General features: G+C 53.4%; 18 protein-coding genes and 3 tRNA genes. 18 read left to right on the top strand and 3 right to left on the bottom strand.

Going from position 1 to position 18,504, the window contains the following annotated elements; all coding sequences use genetic code 11:
- Positions 1 to 20 precede the first annotated feature (20 nt).
- From mngB to pnuC, 17 genes are all read left to right on the top strand, one after another.
- Positions 21 to 2,651 (top strand): mannosylglycerate hydrolase, encoded by a 2,631-nt coding sequence (mngB, locus tag IM291_RS04095; RefSeq protein ID WP_192986213.1) that lies wholly within the window; start codon positions 21 to 23, stop codon positions 2,649 to 2,651.
- Between the two features lie 680 nt (positions 2,652 to 3,331).
- The gene (cydA, locus tag IM291_RS04090; RefSeq protein WP_028012385.1) at positions 3,332 to 4,900 is read left to right on the top strand and encodes a cytochrome ubiquinol oxidase subunit I; all 1,569 of its coding nucleotides are present in this window, start codon (positions 3,332 to 3,334) and stop codon (positions 4,898 to 4,900) included.
- Positions 4,901 to 4,915: 15 nt separating this feature from the next.
- On the top strand, positions 4,916 to 6,055 hold the full coding sequence (gene cydB, locus IM291_RS04085) for a cytochrome d ubiquinol oxidase subunit II (RefSeq protein WP_028012386.1): 1,140 nt from the start codon (positions 4,916 to 4,918) through the stop codon (positions 6,053 to 6,055).
- Positions 6,056 to 6,069: 14 nt separating this feature from the next.
- Positions 6,070 to 6,183: a cytochrome bd-I oxidase subunit CydX gene (gene cydX, locus IM291_RS04080; protein ID WP_003858598.1), complete on the top strand. Its 114-nt coding sequence runs from the start codon at positions 6,070 to 6,072 to the stop codon at positions 6,181 to 6,183.
- Positions 6,183 to 6,473, top strand: coding sequence for a cyd operon protein YbgE (gene ybgE, locus IM291_RS04075; RefSeq protein WP_008501100.1), 291 nt, complete (start codon positions 6,183 to 6,185; stop codon positions 6,471 to 6,473). The genes cydX and ybgE overlap by 1 nt, the downstream gene beginning before the upstream one ends.
- Before the next feature lie 148 nt (positions 6,474 to 6,621).
- A complete protein-coding gene (gene ybgC, locus IM291_RS04070) occupies positions 6,622 to 7,026 on the top strand; it encodes a tol-pal system-associated acyl-CoA thioesterase (protein ID WP_003858593.1) in 405 nt (134 codons plus the stop codon).
- Entirely contained in the window at positions 7,023 to 7,715 is a 693-nt protein-coding gene (gene tolQ, locus IM291_RS04065) for a Tol-Pal system protein TolQ (RefSeq protein ID WP_008501101.1), read from the top strand. The genes ybgC and tolQ overlap by 4 nt, the downstream gene beginning before the upstream one ends.
- 3 nt (positions 7,716 to 7,718) lie before the next feature.
- Positions 7,719 to 8,147 carry a colicin uptake protein TolR gene (gene tolR, locus IM291_RS04060; protein ID WP_003858589.1) on the top strand — a complete coding sequence of 143 codons (429 nt, stop codon included), beginning with the start codon at positions 7,719 to 7,721 and terminating at the stop codon, positions 8,145 to 8,147.
- A gap of 28 nt (positions 8,148 to 8,175) precedes the next feature.
- Complete coding sequence (tolA, locus tag IM291_RS04055) at positions 8,176 to 9,429, top strand: cell envelope integrity protein TolA (RefSeq protein ID WP_028012388.1); 1,254 nt, start codon at positions 8,176 to 8,178, stop codon at positions 9,427 to 9,429.
- 134 nt (positions 9,430 to 9,563) lie between these two features.
- The gene (gene tolB / locus IM291_RS04050) at positions 9,564 to 10,856 is read left to right on the top strand and encodes a Tol-Pal system beta propeller repeat protein TolB (RefSeq protein ID WP_048999144.1); all 1,293 of its coding nucleotides are present in this window, start codon (positions 9,564 to 9,566) and stop codon (positions 10,854 to 10,856) included.
- A 35-nt stretch (positions 10,857 to 10,891) separates the two neighbouring features.
- Positions 10,892 to 11,413 (top strand): peptidoglycan-associated lipoprotein Pal, encoded by a 522-nt coding sequence (gene pal / locus IM291_RS04045; protein ID WP_003858578.1) that lies wholly within the window; start codon positions 10,892 to 10,894, stop codon positions 11,411 to 11,413.
- 9 nt (positions 11,414 to 11,422) lie between these two features.
- Positions 11,423 to 12,217: a cell division protein CpoB gene (cpoB, locus tag IM291_RS04040; protein ID WP_028012389.1), complete on the top strand. Its 795-nt coding sequence runs from the start codon at positions 11,423 to 11,425 to the stop codon at positions 12,215 to 12,217.
- 161 nt (positions 12,218 to 12,378) lie between these two features.
- A tRNA-Lys gene (locus IM291_RS04035) sits at positions 12,379 to 12,454 on the top strand.
- Positions 12,455 to 12,581: 127 nt separating this feature from the next.
- Positions 12,582 to 12,657, top strand: a tRNA-Val gene (locus IM291_RS04030).
- A 3-nt stretch (positions 12,658 to 12,660) separates the two neighbouring features.
- Positions 12,661 to 12,736 (top strand) — tRNA-Lys (locus IM291_RS04025).
- A gap of 191 nt (positions 12,737 to 12,927) precedes the next feature.
- Positions 12,928 to 13,971, top strand: a complete 1,044-nt coding sequence (gene nadA, locus IM291_RS04020) for a quinolinate synthase NadA (protein ID WP_049001182.1) — start codon at positions 12,928 to 12,930, stop codon at positions 13,969 to 13,971.
- A 23-nt stretch (positions 13,972 to 13,994) separates the two neighbouring features.
- Positions 13,995 to 14,714: a nicotinamide riboside transporter PnuC gene (gene pnuC / locus IM291_RS04015; RefSeq protein WP_049001180.1), complete on the top strand. Its 720-nt coding sequence runs from the start codon at positions 13,995 to 13,997 to the stop codon at positions 14,712 to 14,714.
- Here pnuC and zitB read toward each other — a convergent pair.
- On the bottom strand, positions 14,711 to 15,646 hold the full coding sequence (zitB, locus tag IM291_RS04010; RefSeq protein ID WP_049001179.1) for a CDF family zinc transporter ZitB: 936 nt from the start codon (positions 15,644 to 15,646) through the stop codon (positions 14,711 to 14,713). The genes pnuC and zitB overlap by 4 nt on opposite strands.
- A gap of 105 nt (positions 15,647 to 15,751) precedes the next feature.
- Positions 15,752 to 16,132, bottom strand: a complete 381-nt coding sequence (locus IM291_RS04005; protein ID WP_045259933.1) for a protein YbgS — start codon at positions 16,130 to 16,132, stop codon at positions 15,752 to 15,754.
- Positions 16,133 to 16,435: 303 nt separating this feature from the next.
- On the opposite strand from IM291_RS04005, the gene aroG reads away from it, so the two are divergent.
- On the top strand, positions 16,436 to 17,488 hold the full coding sequence (gene aroG, locus IM291_RS04000; protein WP_028012394.1) for a 3-deoxy-7-phosphoheptulonate synthase AroG: 1,053 nt from the start codon (positions 16,436 to 16,438) through the stop codon (positions 17,486 to 17,488).
- Positions 17,489 to 17,550: 62 nt separating this feature from the next.
- On the opposite strand, the gene gpmA is transcribed toward aroG, so the two are convergent.
- Complete coding sequence (gpmA, locus tag IM291_RS03995; protein WP_008501111.1) at positions 17,551 to 18,303, bottom strand: 2,3-diphosphoglycerate-dependent phosphoglycerate mutase; 753 nt, start codon at positions 18,301 to 18,303, stop codon at positions 17,551 to 17,553.
- Positions 18,304 to 18,504 lie beyond the last annotated feature (201 nt).

The raw sequence follows: 18,504 nt of genomic DNA, 5'->3' as shown, positions 1-18,504 counted from the left end.
TCACAAAACAGGAAACGAAGATGAAAGCTGTATCTCGCGTTCATATCACGCCGCATATGCACTGGGACCGTGAGTGGTACTTCACCACTGAAGAGTCGCGCATTCTTCTGGTCAATAATATGGAAGAGATCCTGACCCGCCTGGAGCAGGACGACGAGTATAAATATTACGTCCTTGATGGCCAGACGGCGGTGCTGGAAGATTATTTTGCCGTCGTGCCCGAAAACCGCGCGCGGGTAAAGGCGCTTGTGGAGCGCGGAAAACTGATTATCGGCCCCTGGTATACCCAGACCGATACCACGATTGTCAGCGGCGAGTCGATTGTCCGCAACCTGATGTACGGCATCCGGGACTGTATGGCGTTCGGCGAGCCGATGAAGATCGGCTATCTGCCGGATTCGTTTGGTATGTCCGGCCAGCTTCCGCATATCTATAACGGATTTGGCATTACCCGGACGATGTTCTGGCGCGGCTGCTCGGAACGACACGGGACCGATAAAACCGAATTTCTCTGGCAGAGCCAGGACGGCAGTGAAGTCACGGCGCAGGTGCTGCCGCTGGGCTACGCGATTGGTAAGTACTTACCGGAGGACGAAGCCGGGCTGCGAAAACGGCTCGACAGCTATTTCGACGTTCTGGAAAAGGCCTCCGTCACCAAAGAGATTTTGCTGCCCAACGGTCACGATCAGATGCCGCTGCAGCAGAACATTTTCTTCGTGATGGATAAGCTGCGTGAAATCTATCCGCAGCGTCAATTTGTAATGAGCCGCTTTGAAGAGGTGTTTGACCACATTGAGGCACGCCGCGATGAACTGGCGACCCTGAAAGGGGAGTTTATCGACGGGAAATACATGCGCGTGCACCGGACAATCGGCTCCACGCGCATGGATATCAAAATTGCCCATGCGCGTATTGAGAACAAACTTGTCAACATCCTCGAACCGCTGGCAACGCTTGCATGGACGCTGGGCTTCGATTATCACCACGGCCTGCTGGAGAAGATGTGGAAAGAGATCCTTAAAAACCACGCTCACGACAGCATCGGCTGCTGCTGCAGCGACAAGGTGCATCGTGAGATTGTCTCTCGTTCTGAACTGGCTGAAGACATGGCAGATAACCTGGTGCGTTTCTATATGCGCAAGATTGTCGACAACATGCCGCAAAGCGACGCCGACAAACTGGTGATGTTCAACCTGATGCCCTGGCCGCGTGAAGAGGTGATGAACACCACGATTCGACTGCGCGCCAGCCAGTTCCGTCTGTTGGATGATAAAGGCAACGAGATCCCGTATTTCATTCGCAGCGCGCGCGAGCTGGACCCTGGTCTCATTGACCGGCAGATTGTCCATTACGGTAATTATGAGCCGTTTATGGAGTTTGATATTCAGCTCAGCCAGATACTGCCGTCGATGGGCTACCGTACGCTGTTTATCGAGCCAAACGTGGCCGGGAAGGTGGTCTCTCCGGTGATAAACACCGAATCCTTGCTCGAAAACGCCTTCTGGCAGATTGATTTAAATAACGACGGTACGCTGCGCCTGCGCGACAAAGAAACCGGGCTGATTTATGACCGGGTGCTGGAAATCGAAGAGAGTTCGGATGATGGCGATGAGTACGACTACTCGCCTTCGCGGGAAGAGTGGAGACTCACTTCAGCGCAGGGCGAGCATCAGGTCGAGGTTATACACGAAGGCTGGCAGAGCAGGGCGGTGATTCGCCATCAGATCGCGGTACCGGCTAATCTGGCCGAACGCGCGGCGCGTCAGCGAAGCGGGTCTCTCGGCGCTGAGGTTGAAATCACGCTTAGCCACCACAGCAGACGTATTGATGTGGCGGTGCGTCTGGATAATCAGGCTGACGACCACCGCGTCCGCGTGCTGATCCCTACGCCGTTTATGACAGAGGACGTGTTAGCGGATACCCAGTTTGGCACCCTCACTCGTCCGGTGCAGGACGCGGCGATGGAAAACTGGCAGGAGGAGGGGTGGAAAGAAGCGCCCGTTCCCGTCTGGAATTTACTCAACTATGCCGTCCTGCAGGAAAAACGAAACGGGCTTGCGCTGTTCACCGAAGGACTACGCGAGTTTGAAGTAGTAGGTGAGGATAAAAAAGCCTTTGCCCTGACCCTGCTGCGCGGCGTGGGGTTACTCGGCAAAGAAGATTTGCTGTTGCGCCCCGGTAGGCCTTCAGGAATCAAAATGCCTGTTCCTGACTCCCAGGTGCGCGGTTCGTTAAGCTGTCGCTTTAGCCTCTTCAGCTTCAGTGGAACGCCGGAAAACGCGGGCGTCGCGCAGCAGGCTAAATCGTGGTTAACGCCGGTGCAGTGCTATAACAAAATTCCCTGGGACGCGATGAAGCTCAATCGCTCGTCGTTTACCACGCCGGAAAGTTACAGCCTGCTGGCGCTTTCGCCCACGGGATGCGTACTCAGTACGCTCAAAAAGGCTGAAGATCGAGACGAGCTCATTCTTCGTCTGTTCAACCCTTCCGAGTCCAGCGCATGTGACGCGACGTTATCCGTGGGTCCGACCGTGAAACGGTGCTGCGAAACGGACATGAATGAACGGATAATAGACAATCGTGAAGAAGAGGGCATCGTCGGGGCGTTCAGACCGGGACAGTCACGAACCTTCAGCATTCTTCTTGCCTGAAAACCGCTGACACGATCAAAAGGCCGCAGAGTTTGCGGCCTTTTTTCATTAAATAGTCACGCTTCGGTGTTAACTTCCAGGATAATAAAAGTAAATTAAATGTAATTTCTAAGGGTTGCAAAAACAGAATGGAAAAATAAACTGGCCCAGCTACGCTTATTGTTTGTCCCGCTTCGACAGGGCATTTTTCTCTCGCGTTAATTAAAATCACTTCTGTTTATATTTTTTTTGGTCTTCGATAACCAATCGCATCTTTGCATGCACATATCATTAACATGGTTTTTACCATTCTCACCGCAGCTAAACATGATTAACATCAAGAATGGTTTTTGATTTAAATCAAAGTTTAATGCTTGGAAAAAGATGCCGAAAAGCGCTAAATTGTCCCCGATCAAAATGGCCGAAAAGTGGTAATTTTGCTATAAATTGATCGCCGTCGAAAAACGTAAATGTGATTCAATAAAAACCTGTTTATTGTAAGGGTTTTGCAGCGTATTATATTTGCGGGATCAATTTGAGTTTTTTATTAACCTATTTGTAACCTGTCGTCATCGTTTTTATCCTTCTCCAGGGTAATAACGACGACCAGGATGCGAATAATTTGTATTGGGGCATGCGTGTGAATCTCTTTCTGACGGGGTTCACTCTCGGAGTCTTCATGCGATGAGCAAGGAGTCATAATGTTAGACGTAGTCGAACTGTCGCGCTTACAGTTTGCCTTGACCGCGATGTACCACTTCCTGTTTGTGCCGCTGACGCTCGGTATGGCGTTCCTGCTGGCAATTATGGAAACGGTTTACGTCCTCTCCGGCAAACAGATTTATAAAGATATGACCAAGTTCTGGGGCAAGTTGTTCGGTATCAACTTCGCGCTGGGCGTGGCAACCGGTTTGACCATGGAGTTCCAGTTCGGGACTAACTGGTCTTACTATTCCCACTATGTAGGGGATATCTTCGGTGCGCCGCTGGCCATTGAAGGCCTGATGGCCTTCTTCCTCGAATCCACCTTTGTAGGTCTGTTCTTCTTCGGTTGGGACCGTCTGGGTAAAGTCCAGCACATGGCCGTAACCTGGCTGGTGGCATTAGGTTCGAACCTGTCCGCGCTGTGGATCCTGGTGGCGAACGGCTGGATGCAGAACCCGATCGCGTCTGACTTCAACTTCGAAACCATGCGTATGGAGATGGTCAGCTTTGCCGAGCTGGTCCTGAACCCGGTTGCTCAGGTTAAATTTGTTCACACCGTGGCATCTGGCTACGTGTGCGGCGCGATGTTCGTGTTGGGTATCAGCTCCTACTATATGCTGCGCGGTCGTGACTTCGCGTTTGCCAAGCGCTCCTTTGCTATCGCTGCAAGCTTCGGTATGGCTGCAATCCTCTCCGTTATCGTTCTGGGTGATGAATCCGGTTACGAAATGGGTGACGTGCAGAAAACCAAACTGGCCGCTATCGAAGCCGAATGGGAAACCCAGCCGGCACCTGCTGCCTTTACGCTGTTCGGTATTCCCGATCAGGACGCGCAGGAAAACCGCTTCGCCATCCAAATTCCTTACGCGCTGGGTATCATCGCAACCCGTTCTGTCGATAAGCAGGTAACGGGTCTGAAGGAGCTGATGGTTCAGCACGAAGAGCGTATCCGTAACGGTATGAAGGCTTACTCGCTGCTGGAACAGCTGCGTGCCGGCTCTACCGATCAGGCCGTTCGCGATCAATTTAACGACGTGAAGAAAGACCTGGGCTACGGTTTGTTGCTGAAACGTTATACCCCGAACGTTTCTGATGCGACGGAAGCACAGATTCAGATGGCGACCAAAGACTCGATTCCACGCGTTGCGCCACTGTACTTCGCATTCCGTATCATGGTGGGCTGCGGCATCATCATGCTACTGATCATTGCGGCGTCCTTCTGGTCCGTGATTCGTAACCGCATCGGCGAGAAAAAATGGCTGCTGCGCACCGCGCTGTACGGTATTCCACTGCCGTGGATCGCGATTGAATCCGGCTGGTTTGTAGCGGAGTATGGCCGTCAGCCATGGGCGATTGGTGAGGTACTGCCAACGGCGGTAGCGAACTCTTCCCTGACGGCAGGCGACCTGATCTTCTCCATGCTGCTGATCTGTGGTCTGTACACCCTGTTCCTGGTGGCTGAACTGTTCCTGATGTTCAAGTTCGCGCGCCTTGGCCCAAGCAGCCTGAAAACCGGTCGCTATCACTACGAGCAGTCCACTGTGACTACTCAGCCGGCACGCTAAGACAGGAGTCATCAAATGATCGATTATGAAGTATTGCGTTTTATCTGGTGGCTGCTGGTTGGCGTTCTGCTGATCGGTTTCGCCGTCACGGATGGTTTCGACATGGGGGTGGGGATGCTCACCCGTTTCCTCGGTCGTAATGACACCGAGCGTCGAATCATGATTAACTCCATCGCCCCTCACTGGGACGGTAACCAGGTGTGGCTGATCACCGCAGGCGGCGCGCTGTTCGCTGCCTGGCCGATGGTCTACGCGGCTGCGTTCTCCGGCTTCTATGTGGCGATGATTCTGGTGCTGGCCTCTTTATTCTTCCGTCCGGTCGGTTTCGACTACCGTTCCAAGATTGAAGATACCCGCTGGCGCAACATGTGGGACTGGGGCATCTTCATTGGTAGCTTCGTTCCACCGCTGGTGATTGGCGTGGCATTCGGTAACCTGCTGCAGGGCGTACCGTTCCACCTCGATGAATACATGCGTCTTTACTACACCGGTAACTTCTTCCAGCTGCTGAATCCGTTTGGCCTGCTGGCCGGTGTGGTGAGCGTGGCGATGATCATCACTCAGGGCGCAACTTACCTGCAGATGCGTACTGTGGGTGAACTGCACCTGCGTTCCCGTGCTACTGCTCAGGTGGCGGCACTGGTGACCCTGGTTTGCTTCGCTCTGGCAGGCGTGTGGGTGGTGTACGGTATTGATGGCTACGTGGTGACGTCTGCGATTAACCACTCGGCACCGTCTAACCCGCTGACCAAAGAAGTGGCGCGTCAGGCTGGTGCATGGCTGGTGAACTTCAACAATACCCCTGCGCTGTGGGCGATCCCGGCTCTGGGCGTGCTGCTGCCGCTGCTGACCGTGCTGACGTCTCGTCTGGAGAAAGGTGCTCTGGCGTTCGTGTTCTCTTCACTGACGCTGGCGTGCATCATCCTGACGGCGGGTATTGCCATGTTCCCATTCGTCATGCCATCCAGCACCATGCTGAATGCTAGCCTGACCATGTGGGATGCAACCTCCAGCCATATGACGCTGAACTTAATGACTTACGTTGCTTGCGTGTTCGTTCCGATTGTTCTGGCATACACCATCTGGTGTTACTGGAAAATGTTCGGTCGTATCACCAAAGAACATATCGAAAGCAACACCCACTCTATGTACTAAGTAAGGAGCTGAATATGTGGTATTTCGCATGGATTTTAGGGACGCTTCTTGCCTGTGCTTTTGGTGTCATCACTGCCCTAGCGCTTGAGCACGTCGAAGCGACCAAAGCGGGTGAAGAAAAACACTGATGAATATTATCGCGAAGCTTTACGCGGTAATGGATAAGCGCCCGTTACGGGCGCTTTCTTTAGTGATGGCATTACTGCTGGCAGGCTGTATCTTCTGGGACCCGTCGCGCTTTGCGGCAAAGACCAGCGAGCTTGAGATCTGGCACGGCTTCCTCATCATGTGGGCAGTGTGTGCCGGGGTGATCCACGGCGTGGGCTTTCGTCCGAAAGCCGTTCACTGGCAGGGAATTTTTTGCCCGCTGATTGCCGATCTGGTGCTTCTCGCCGGTTTGATTTTCTTCTTCTTCTGAATAAGAAATGTCCGTTAACGTTATGGGCTTACCCGAGCCCATAAAAATTTACTCTCCGTTTACTTTCCCCCATTCCAAACCATCTTTCCCGCGCGTATAGTAGCGAAGTTTAAAAGCTCTAACTTTTGTTGCATTACTGGGATGTAAAGTGAATACAACGCTGTTTCGATGGCCGGTTCGTGTCTATTACGAAGATACCGATGCCGGTGGTGTGGTTTACCACGCCAGCTACGTTGCTTTTTATGAACGGGCACGCACAGAGATGCTGCGCCATCATCACTTTAGTCAACAGGTGCTGTTGGCTGAGCGAGTTGCCTTCGTGGTACGCAAGATGACGCTTGAGTATTTTGCGCCTGCCAGACTCGACGATATGCTCGAAGTCCAAACTGAAATTACATCAATGCGCGGGACCTCACTGGTTTTCACGCAGCGGATAGTCAACGCAGAGAACACCGTACTGAACTCAGCTGAAGTACTGATTGTTTGTGTTGATCCAACCATAATGAAGCCTCGTGCGCTTCCTAAGTCTATTGTCGCGGAGTTTAAGCAGTGACTGACATGAATATCCTTGATTTGTTCCTGAAGGCAAGCCTTCTGGTTAAACTTATCATGTTGATTTTGATTGGTTTTTCAATCGCATCCTGGGCCATCATTATCCAGAGAACGCGTATCCTCAATGCTGCTGGCCGTGAAGCGGAAGCATTTGAAGATAAGTTCTGGTCGGGTATTGAACTTTCTCGCCTGTATCAGGAGAGTCAGGGACGCCGTGAAAACCTGACCGGCTCCGAACAAATTTTCTATAGCGGATTCAAAGAGTTCGCTCGTCTGCATCGGGCAAACAATCATGCGCCGGAAGCCGTCGTGGAAGGGGCATCGCGTGCGATGCGTATCTCCATGAACCGCGAGCTGGAAAATCTTGAAACGCACATTCCTTTCCTCGGCACCGTGGGTTCTATCAGCCCGTATATCGGTCTGTTTGGTACCGTGTGGGGGATCATGCACGCCTTTATCGCGCTTGGCGCGGTGAAGCAGGCGACGTTGCAGATGGTTGCACCGGGTATCGCTGAAGCACTGATTGCGACCGCTATCGGTCTGTTTGCGGCAATTCCGGCGGTAATGGCTTACAACCGTCTGAACCAGCGCGTGAACAAACTGGAACTGAACTACGACAACTTTATGGAAGAGTTCACTGCGATTCTGCACCGTCAGGCGTTTACCAGCACCGAGAGCAACAAGGGGTAAACCATGGCCAGATCGCGTGGACGAGGTCGTCGCGAGCTCAAGTCCGAAATCAATATCGTGCCACTGCTGGACGTTCTGCTGGTACTGCTGCTGATCTTCATGGCAACAGCGCCCATCATTACCCAGAGTGTGGAAGTCGATCTACCGGATGCGACAGAATCACAGGCGGTGAGCACCAATGACGATCCTCCGGTTATCATTGAGGTTTCCGGCGTAGGGCAGTACAGCGTGGTGGTAGAAAAAGATCGTATGGATCAGCTGCCACCTGAGCAGGTTATTGCCGAAGCGCAGCGTCGCCTGGAGTCAAATCCGAAAACGGTCTTCTTAATCGGTGGCGCGAAAGACGTACCCTACGATGAAATTATTAAAGCGCTGAACTTGCTACATAGTGCGGGTGTTAAGTCAGTTGGCTTAATGACTCAACCTATTTGATCATCCGCGTAGTTTTTGGGAACCGATAGTGTCAAAGGCAACCGAACAGAACGACAAGCTTAAGCGAGCGATAATCGTCTCCGCAGTGCTGCACGTTATTCTTTTTGCAGCGCTGATCTGGAGTTCGTTCGACGAGCATATTGATGCATCAGCAGGCGGCGGTGGAGGGTCTTCCATTGACGCCGTAATGGTGGATCCCGGTGCGGTAGTGCAAAACTATAATCGCGAACAACAGCAGAAGGCGAGTGCCAAACGGGCTGAAGAGCAGCGTGAAAAACAGGCGCAACAGCAGGCGGAAGAGCTGCGTGAAAAGCAGGCCGCCGAGCAGGAGCGTTTGAAGCAGCTTGAGAAAGAACGTTTGCAGGCGCAGGAAGCCGCGAAAGCGCAGGCGGAACAGCAGAAGCAAGCCGAAGAGGCCGCGAAGAAAGCGCAGGAACAGCAAAAGCAGGCGGAAGAGGCGGCAGCAAAAGCCGCAGCGGATGCCAAAGCGCAGGCTGATGCCCAGGCAAAATTAGCGGCAGAAGCGGCGAAGAAAGCGGCTGCCGATGCCCAGAAGAAAGCTGAGGCCGAAGCCGCGAAGAAAGCCGCTGCGGATGCCCAGAAGAAAGCCGAAGCGGAAGCCGCGAAGAAAGCCGCTGCTGACGCACAGAAGAAAGCTGAAGCCGAAGCCGCGAAGAAAGCCGCTCAGGACGCAGAGAAGAAAGCGGCTGCCGAGGCTGCGAAGAAAGCCGCTGCGGCTGAGAAGGCTGCTGCCGAAAAAGCTGCCGCCGCTGAAAAAGCCGCTGCTGATAAAAAAGCTGCAGCTGAGAAGGCCGCTGCCGATAAGAAAGCAGCTGCTGAAAAAGCGGCTGCTAAAAAGGCTGCTGCCGCTGAGAAAGCCGCGGCCGCTGCAGGGGTTGACGATCTGCTGGGGGATTTAAGCTCCGGTAAGAATGCACCGAAAACGGGCGGTGGCGCGAAAGGAAACAACGCAGCGCCGACCGGAAGTGGTAACACTAAGAGTAACGGTGCGACAGGGGCTGAAATCAACGGCTATGCCGCGCAGATTAAATCGGCGATTGAAAGCCGGTTCTACGATGCGTCTTCCTATGCCGGTAAAACGTGTACGCTGCGTATAAAACTGGCTCCGGACGGCATGCTGCTTGATATTAAGTCTGAAGGTGGCGACCCGGCTTTATGTACTGCGGCTCTGGCTGCAGCGCGTCAGGCGAAGATGCCTAAACCGCCTTCTCAGGCAGTCTACGAAGTCTTCAAAAATGCGCCGCTGGACTTCAAACCTTAAGTTACATTTTCCCCGTGCAAACGGGGAAAAATAGACCAGGTTTAGTCACAGGGTTCTGGTAGTTTTGTCTATTTGAGTTTGTTAACATTCTGCTAAATTATCGTGGGTAAGGTTACCCGGATAAGGGAGATATGATGAAGCAGGCATTACGTGTAGCATTTAGTTTTTTAATGCTGTGGGCAGCAGTCCTGCACGCAGAAGTACGTATCGAGATCACCCAGGGGGTGGACTCGGCACGCCCAATCGGTGTTGTTCCGTTCCAGTGGGCCGGTCCTGGCGCTGCACCTGAAGATGCCGGTGGCATCGTGGCGGCTGACCTGCGTAACAGCGGTAAATTCAACCCGTTAGATCGTTCTCGTCTGCCGCAGCAGCCGGGCAGTGCGCAGGAAGTCCAGCCTGCTGCATGGTCTGCGCTGGGTATTGATGCCGTTGTGGTGGGGCAGGTTACGCCTAACCCGGACGGTTCTTACAACGTGGCCTGGCAGCTGGTGGATACCGGCGGTGCACCGGGTACCGTTCTGGCACAGAACTCTTACAAGGTCACTAAACAGTACCTGCGCTACGCGGCACACGCGGCCAGCGACGCGGTATTCGAAAAGCTGACCGGTATTAAAGGTGCGTTCCGTACCCGTATCGCATATGTGGTACAGACCAACGGCGGTCAGTTCCCGTACGAGCTGCGCGTCTCTGACTACGACGGTTACAACCAGTTCCTGGTGAAACGCTCTGCACAGCCGCTAATGTCTCCAGCCTGGTCTCCGGACGGTTCTAAGCTGGCCTATGTGACCTTCGAAAGTGGTCGTTCTGCGCTGGTTATCCAGACGCTGGCTAACGGTGCGGTGCGTCAGGTAGCGTCGTTCCCACGTCACAACGGTGCGCCTTCCTTCTCTCCAGATGGGTCTAAACTGGCGTTTGCGCTGTCTAAAACCGGTAGCCTGAACCTGTACGTGATGGACATTGGCTCCGGCCAGATCCGTCAGGTGACCGACGGTCGCAGCAACAATACTGAACCATCATGGTTCCCGGACAGCCAAAACCTGGCGTTTACCTCTGACCAGGCTGGCCGTCCACAAATCTATAAAGTGAACATCAACGGCGGTGCTCCGCAGCGTATCACCTGGGAAGGCTCTCAGAACCAGAACGCAGACGTGAGCAGCGACGGTAAATTCATGGTAATGGTCAGCTCCAACGGTGGGCAGCAGCACATTGCCAAACAAGATCTGGTAGCGGGTGGCGTTCAAGTTCTGTCGTCAACGTTCCTGGATGAAACGCCAAGTCTGGCACCTAACGGCACTATGGTAATCTACAGCTCTTCTCAGGGGATGGGATCTGTGCTGAATCTGGTTTCTACAGATGGGCGTTTCAAAGCGCGTATTCCGGCCACTGATGGACAGGTAAAATCACCTGCCTGGTCGCCGTATCTGTAAATAATAATTAATTGATTACTAAAGGAATCATAGAAATGCAACTGAACAAAGTGCTGAAGGGGCTGATGATCGCTCTGCCTGTAATGGCAATCGCAGCGTGTTCTTCTAACAAGAACGCCAGCAATGACCAGAGCGGCGAAGGCATGATGGGTGCCGGTACCGGTATGGACGCGAACGGCAATGGCAACATGTCTTCTGAAGAGCAAGCGCGTCTTCAGATGCAGCAGCTGCAGCAGAACAACATCGTTTACTTCGATCTGGATAAATACGACATCCGTTCTGACTTCGCTGCGATGCTGGATGCTCACGCTAACTTCCTGCGTAGCAACCCATCTTACAAAGTCACCGTAGAAGGTCACGCGGACGAACGTGGTACTCCAGAGTACAACATCTCCCTGGGTGAACGTCGTGCTAACGCCGTTAAGATGTACCTGCAGGGTAAAGGCGTTTCTGCTGACCAGATCTCCATCGTTTCTTACGGTAAAGAAAAACCTGCAGTACTGGGTCACGACGAAGCGGCTTACTCCAAAAACCGTCGTGCCGTACTGGTTTACTAAGAGAATTGCATGAGCAGTAACTTCAGACATCATCTGTTGAGTCTGTCGTTACTGGTTGGAATAGCGGCCCCCTGGGCCGCTTTTGCTCAGGCACCAATCAGTAGTGTCGGCTCAGGCTCGGTAGAAGACCGGGTCACTCAGCTCGAGCGTATTTCTAACGCTCACAGTCAGCTTTTAACCCAACTCCAGCAGCAACTTTCCGATAACCAAAACGATATTGACTCTCTCCGCGGTCAGATTCAGGAAAGTCAGTATCAGCTTAACCAGGTTGTGGAACGTCAGAAGCAAATTTTATTGCAGATAGATAGCCTCAGCAGTGGCGGTGCAGCAGCACAACCCGCAGCGGGCGATCAAAGCGGCGCGGCAACCTCAGCGCCTGCGCCGTCTGCTGATGCTTCAGCCTCAACAGGAGCGCCTGTACAGAGCGGTGACGCGAATACGGATTACAATGCGGCCATTGCCCTGGTGCAGGATAAATCTCGTCAGGATGACGCGCTCGCTGCGTTTCAGAACTTTATCAAGAAATACCCTGACTCAACCTATCAGCCAAATGCGAATTACTGGCTCGGTCAGTTGAATTACAACAAGGGTAAAAAGGACGATGCGGCGTTTTATTTTGCCTCCGTGGTAAAAAATTACCCGAAATCGCCGAAAGCGCCAGATGCGATGTTTAAGGTTGGCGTGATCATGCAGGACAAAGGCGACACGGCGAAAGCCAAAGCGGTTTATCAGCAGGTGGTCGCAAAATTCCCGGGCACCGAAGGTGCTAAGCAGGCGCAAAAACGCCTGAATTCGATGGGATGATTATCGCATGACCAGAAATCGCGTTATTTCTGGTCGTGCAGCATGATTACTAAGCAGTTAAGTGATCTTCATCGAAATTTTTGTTGCGCTGAATTCTTAAATCAGTAATATATGCCGCCGTTGCCACGGGATATCAAACAACGTGAAAGCAGCATAAAAGTGGGTCGTTAGCTCAGTTGGTAGAGCAGTTGACTTTTAATCAATTGGTCGCAGGTTCGAATCCTGCACGACCCACCACTAAGTCAGGTGGAATTAGTAGTAAAACGTGAAGGATAACGTTGCGTCAGCAACGGCCCGTAGGGCGAGGCGAAGCCGAGTCATCCTGCACGACCCACCACTTAACGCAGTTCCGGCAGTACAGAGTGGGTGATTAGCTCAGTTGGTAGAGCATCTCCTTTACACGGAGGGGGTCGGCGGTTCGAGCCCGTCATCACCCACCACTCGGGTCGTTAGCTCAGTTGGTAGAGCAGTTGACTTTTAATCAATTGGTCGCAGGTTCGAATCCTGCACGACCCACCAGTGTAGAAAGGCGCCCTAAAGGCGCCTTTTTGCTATCTGCCGTACAACAAATGCTCCGCCCATCTATTCCCGGTGACTTTTCACTCCAGATTCGCTATCTTGTTTAGTATATAAAACACAATTGCCCTGCGTTTTGCTTTGTCAGGCAAAAGAAAGGCAATATTGTTAAGCCAGTAAAACGAGAAGCCATAATGAGCGTGATGTTCGATCCTGAAGCCGCAATCTATCCGTTTCCGCCAAAGCCTGTGCCATTAAGCCAGGATGAAAAACAATTCTACCGCGAGAAGATCAAACGGCTTCTCAAAGAGCGCGATGCGGTGATGGTGGCCCATTACTACACCGATCCGGAAATCCAGCAGCTGGCGGAAGAGACCGGGGGCTGTATTTCTGATTCACTGGAGATGGCCCGCTTCGGTGCAAAACATCCCGCTTCCACGCTGCTGGTTGCAGGCGTGCGCTTTATGGGCGAAACGGCAAAGATCCTCAGTCCGGAAAAAACCATTCTGATGCCGACGCTCAATGCGGAGTGTTCGCTCGATCTCGGCTGCCCGATTGACGAATTCACCGCCTTCTGCGACGCCCATCCTGACCGGACCGTGGTTGTTTACGCCAACACCTCTGCGGCGGTAAAAGCGCGCGCAGACTGGGTGGTCACGTCGAGCATCGCCGTTGAGCTGATTGAGCATCTGGACAGCCTGGGTGAGAAAATTATCTGGGCCCCGGACCGCCATCTTGGCAATTACGTTCAGAAGCAGACCGGCGCTGACGTTCTCTGCTGGCAGGGCGCCTGCATTGTGCACGACGAATTCAAGACCCAGGCGCTGTCCCGTATGAAGGCGCTTTATCCTGACGCGGCCATTCTTGTGCACCCTGAATCACCGCAGTCGATTGTTGATATGGCCGATGCGGTTGGCTCAACCAGCCAGCTTATCAACGCGGCCAGGATGCTGCCGCACAAGCAGCTCATCGTCGCGACCGATCGCGGTATCTTCTATAAGATGCAGCAGGCCGTACCGGAGAAAGAGCTGCTGGAAGCCCCAACGGCAGGTGAGGGCGCGACGTGCCGCAGCTGCGCGCATTGCCCGTGGATGGCGATGAACGGCCTGAAGGCCATTGCCGAAGGGCTCGAGACAGGCGGTGCAGCGCATGAAATTCATGTGGACGCCGCTCTGCGTGAAGGTGCGTTAATTCCGCTTAACCGCATGCTGGATTTTGCGGCTACACTACGTACTTAATTCAAAAACGCCCTGGGGAAAAGATGGATTTTTTTAGCACGCAAAACATTCTGGTTCATATACCGATTGGTGCAGGTGGCTATGACCTGTCATGGATTGAAGCCGTAGGCACGCTGGCGGGGTTGCTGTGTATCTGGCTGGCAAGCCTGGAGAAGATCAGCAACTACGCGTTCGGGCTGATTAACGTCACGCTGTTTGCGATTATCTTCTTCCAGATCCAGCTGTACGCCAGCCTGCTTTTACAGCTGTTTTTCTTCGCCGCCAATATTTACGGCTGGTACGCCTGGTCCCGGCAGAACAGCCAGCAGGAGGCTGAACTGCAGATCCGCTGGCTGCCCTTACCGAAAGCCATCGCCTGGTTTGTCGCCTGCATCTTCGCCATTGGTTTGATGACCGTCTACATCAACCCGGTGTTTGCGTTCCTGACCCGCGTTGCCGTTTCGGTCATGTCCGCGATTGGCCTCAACGTGACGATGCCGGAGCTTCAGCCGGATGCCTTCCCGTTCTGGGATTCCTGCATGATGGTGCTGTCGATCGCGGCGATGGTCCTGATGACCCGTAAATACGTTGAGAACTGGCTGCTGTGGGTCATCATCAACGTCATCAGCGTGGTGATTTTTGCCCTTCAGGGCGTCTATGCCATGTCGCTGGAGTATCTGCTGCTGACCTTCATTGCCCTGAACGGCAGCCGGATGTGGATCAAGAGCGCGCGTGAGCGTGGCTCACACGCGCTTTCAAGCTAGTGGTGATGATGTGAATGGTCGGGCTGCGCCTCGTTAAGGTGGCAGTCCGGCCCGCTACAGGGCTGATACTCCATCTGGATGGTGGCGTGACCTATCTCATAGTGATGTTCAAGAAAGTGCTGGATGCGTTCAAGCAGCGCGTCGTGGTCGTGGGGCGGGATGACCTGGACGTGCAGCGTCATGACAGGCTTCTCGCCTACCAGCCAGACGTGCACGTGATGAACGTTACGCACTTCCGGGACAGTACGGCGCAGGTTTCGTTTCAGCTCGTCAATGTCCACTGATGCCGGCGCTCCTTCCAGCAGTTCATTGACGCTCTCCTTCAGTAGCCGCCAGGCGCTGCGCAAGACCAGACACGATACCAGCACGGAGAGAATGGGGTCGACAGGCGTCCAGCCGGTATAGAGGATCACCAGCGCGGCGACAATCGCCCCGACTGAGCCGAGCAAATCCCCCAGCACATGCAGAGCCGCAGCGCGAACGTTGAGGTTCTTTTCCCCGCTGCCGCGATGCAAAATCCAGAACGCCAGAATATTTGCCAGCAACCCCGCCACGGCAATCACCATCATTGTCGTCCCGGCGATGGGCTGCGGGTGCCTGAAACGCTGTACGGCCTCCCAGACGATTAGAACAGTAATAACCACCAGCGCGATGGCGTTAACAAACGCGGCAAGGGTGGTCAGCCTCAGCCAGCCGAAGGTATGACGCGCGTTGGGCGGGCGGCGAGCAAACTGCACCGCCAGCAGGGCGAAAAGCAGCGCTGCGGCATCGGTCAGCATATGTCCGGCATCAGCCAGCAGCGCCAGCGAGCCGGAAACCAGGCCGCCAATGACCTCGATAACCATAAACGTGGCCGTAACGCCAAAGGCCAGCATAAGTCGTTTTGCATTGTCGTTGCCGGGAGAAGATGGGGGTGAGTGGGTGTGCGCCATGTCTGCTTTCCTGATTCGTTATTATTTTAGTGTAGCGTTTTTAACACGTTACTCCAAAAAGAAAGGAGAGCCTGGGCTCTCCTTTCGCATTTGAAGCATCAAGAATTACTGGGTTGTGCCATCAGTTTTGGTATTGGCGTCGTTACCCACTTTGTCGTTCGGATCGGGACATTTGCCGTCCTTGCACATCGAGTTCTTATGAACCTCATCCGAGCTCATGTTGTCATGATTCATGGTGTCGGAAGCACTACCGTTCGGATGCAGCATAGTGCCGCCGGTGTTGGTATTGCCGGTATTGATCTGGCTGTTATCGACATTATTCGGGGCGATATTCTGTTTCGCATCAGGCGCAACCTGGCCTGCCGCTGCTGCCGCATTGGCATCACCGTTGCTGTCTGAAGCCCCCGTTTCTGCGGCCAGGACGCTGCCGCTGGCAAGGGTGAGTGTGGCAGTCAGGAAGAGGGTAGTCAGTTTTGTCATTTTCATGATGGTGCTCCTGTTCTTGTCGTTACGCTGGATAACATTCTCCAACAGTGCATCTTTTTAGAGGCGAAAGATTCCGCCTTACGGACTTACGTCAGTAGGGAATCGCGTTTAAGCGTTTAAAAATGGTTGTTACAGTTAAAAAGCTTAGGTTAGATCTCATTTTTCGCTATTTTGTGGCGATTTTTAGGCGAATTCCAGGAATTATCTGCGTGAAGTGTAAAACCGTGTTTACACTTCCTGGTCGACAAGATAGATTGAAAGGATTGCTTTCATTACTAAAGATATGGCAGAGCTGGAAAGAAGATGAATTATCAGAACGACGATTTACGCATCAAAGAGATCAATGAGTTATTACCTCCTGTAGCACTCCTTGAGAAATTCCCCGCCACTGAAAATGCCGCAAATACGGTTTCTCATGCTCGTAAAGCGATCCACAAGATCCTGAAAGGTAATGACGATCGTCTTCTGGTGGTGATTGGCCCGTGCTCCATTCACGATCCTGCCGCTGCGAAAGAGTATGCGGCGCGTCTGCTCACCCTGCGTGAAGAGTTAAAGGATGAGCTGGAAATCGTCATGCGCGTCTATTTTGAAAAACCGCGCACGACCGTGGGCTGGAAAGGGCTGATTAACGATCCGCACATGGATAACAGTTTCCAGATCAACGACGGCCTGCGCATTGCGCGCAAGCTGCTGCTGGAGATCAACGACAGCGGCCTGCCTGCTGCCGGCGAGTTCCTGGATATGATTACGCCACAATACCTGGCAGACCTGATGAGCTGGGGCGCCATTGGTGCCCGTACCACTGAATCTCAGGTTCACCGCGAGCTGGCTTCCGGTCTCTCATGTCCGGTGGGCTTCAAAAACGGTACTGATGGCACCATCAAAGTGGCTATCGATGCCATCAACGCCGCGGGTGCGCCGCACTGCTTCCTGTCCGTGACCAAATGGGGTCACTCCGCCATCGTCAACACCAGCGGTAACGGTGATTGCCACATCATTCTGCGTGGCGGTAAAGAGCCAAACTACAGTGCAAAACACGTGGCAGAGGTGAAGGCCGGGCTGGAAAAAGCCGGGCTGCCACCGCAGGTGATGATCGACTTTAGCCACGCCAACTCCAGCAAGCAGTTCAAAAAGCAGATGGAAGTGGGGGCAGACGTCTGTCAGCAGATCGCCAACGGTGAGAAGGCGGTAATTGGGGTGATGATCGAAAGCCATCTGGTTGAAGGTAACCAGAACCTGGAAGGCAGCGAGCCGCTGGTGTATGGCAAAAGCGTCACCGATGCCTGCATTGGCTGGGACGATACCGATGCCATCCTGCGTCAGCTGGCGAATGCGGTAAAAGCGCGCCGCGGCTGAGTCCTCACGCACAAATAAAAAAGCGCGGAAGGCTCCGCGCTTTTTTTTATGTCCGGCGAAAATTACTTCGCTTTACCCTGGTTCGCGACAGCCGCTGCTTTCGCTGCGATCTCGTCCGCGTTACCCAGGTAGTAATGTTTGATTGGCTTAAAGTTTTCGTCGAACTCATATACCAGCGGTACGCCAGTTGGGATGTTCAGTTCGAGGATCTCGTCTTCGCCCATGTTGTCCAGATATTTCACCAGCGCGCGCAGGGAGTTACCGTGAGCAGCGATGATCACGCGCTCACCGCTTTTCAGGCGTGGCAGAATGGTTTCGTTCCAGTAAGGCACAACGCGGTCGATGGTCAGCGCCAGGCTCTCGGTGGTTGGCAGCTCAGCGTCGGTCAGTTTCGCGTAGCGCGGGTCGTGGCCCGGATAGCGCTCGTCATCTTTGGTCAGCTCTGGTGGGGTGACCGCGAAGCCGCGACGCCACTGTTTAACCTGCTCGTCACCGTATTTCTCAGCGGTTTCCGCTTTGTTCAGACCCTGCAGCGCACCGTAGTGACGCTCGTTCAGTTTCCAGGATTTCTCAACCGGCAGCCAGGCCTGATCCAGTTCGTCCAGCACGTTCCACAGGGTGTGGATGGCACGTTTCAGCACAGAGGTGTAAGCAAAATCAAAGCTGAAGCCTTCTTCCTTCAGCAGTTTACCTGCTGCTTTTGCTTCGCTTACGCCTTTCTCGGACAGATCAACGTCGTACCAACCGGTAAAGCGGTTTTCGTTGTTCCACTGGCTTTCGCCGTGACGCACCAGGACCAGCTTAGTAATAGCCATCTCTTACTCCTCAAGCATTTTTAGAATGATAACAATTCTCATTATATTGCTGTGGCCGTGCCAGCAGCAACGCTTAACCCTAACCATAGCGAAAATAGTCTCTGAGTGTAAGATGCTTGTGAATCCAGGGTTAGGATTTTGTCAGCGATCGGCGCTATTTTCAGCAAGACGCGCAGAAAAAAGCCCTCCGATGGGAGGGCT

This window comes from Enterobacter cloacae complex sp. P27C, from assembly GCF_014895705.1.
GTDB lineage: Bacteria > Pseudomonadota > Gammaproteobacteria > Enterobacterales > Enterobacteriaceae > Enterobacter > Enterobacter bugandensis.
This window is presented reverse-complemented; position numbering and strand designations above follow the sequence as displayed.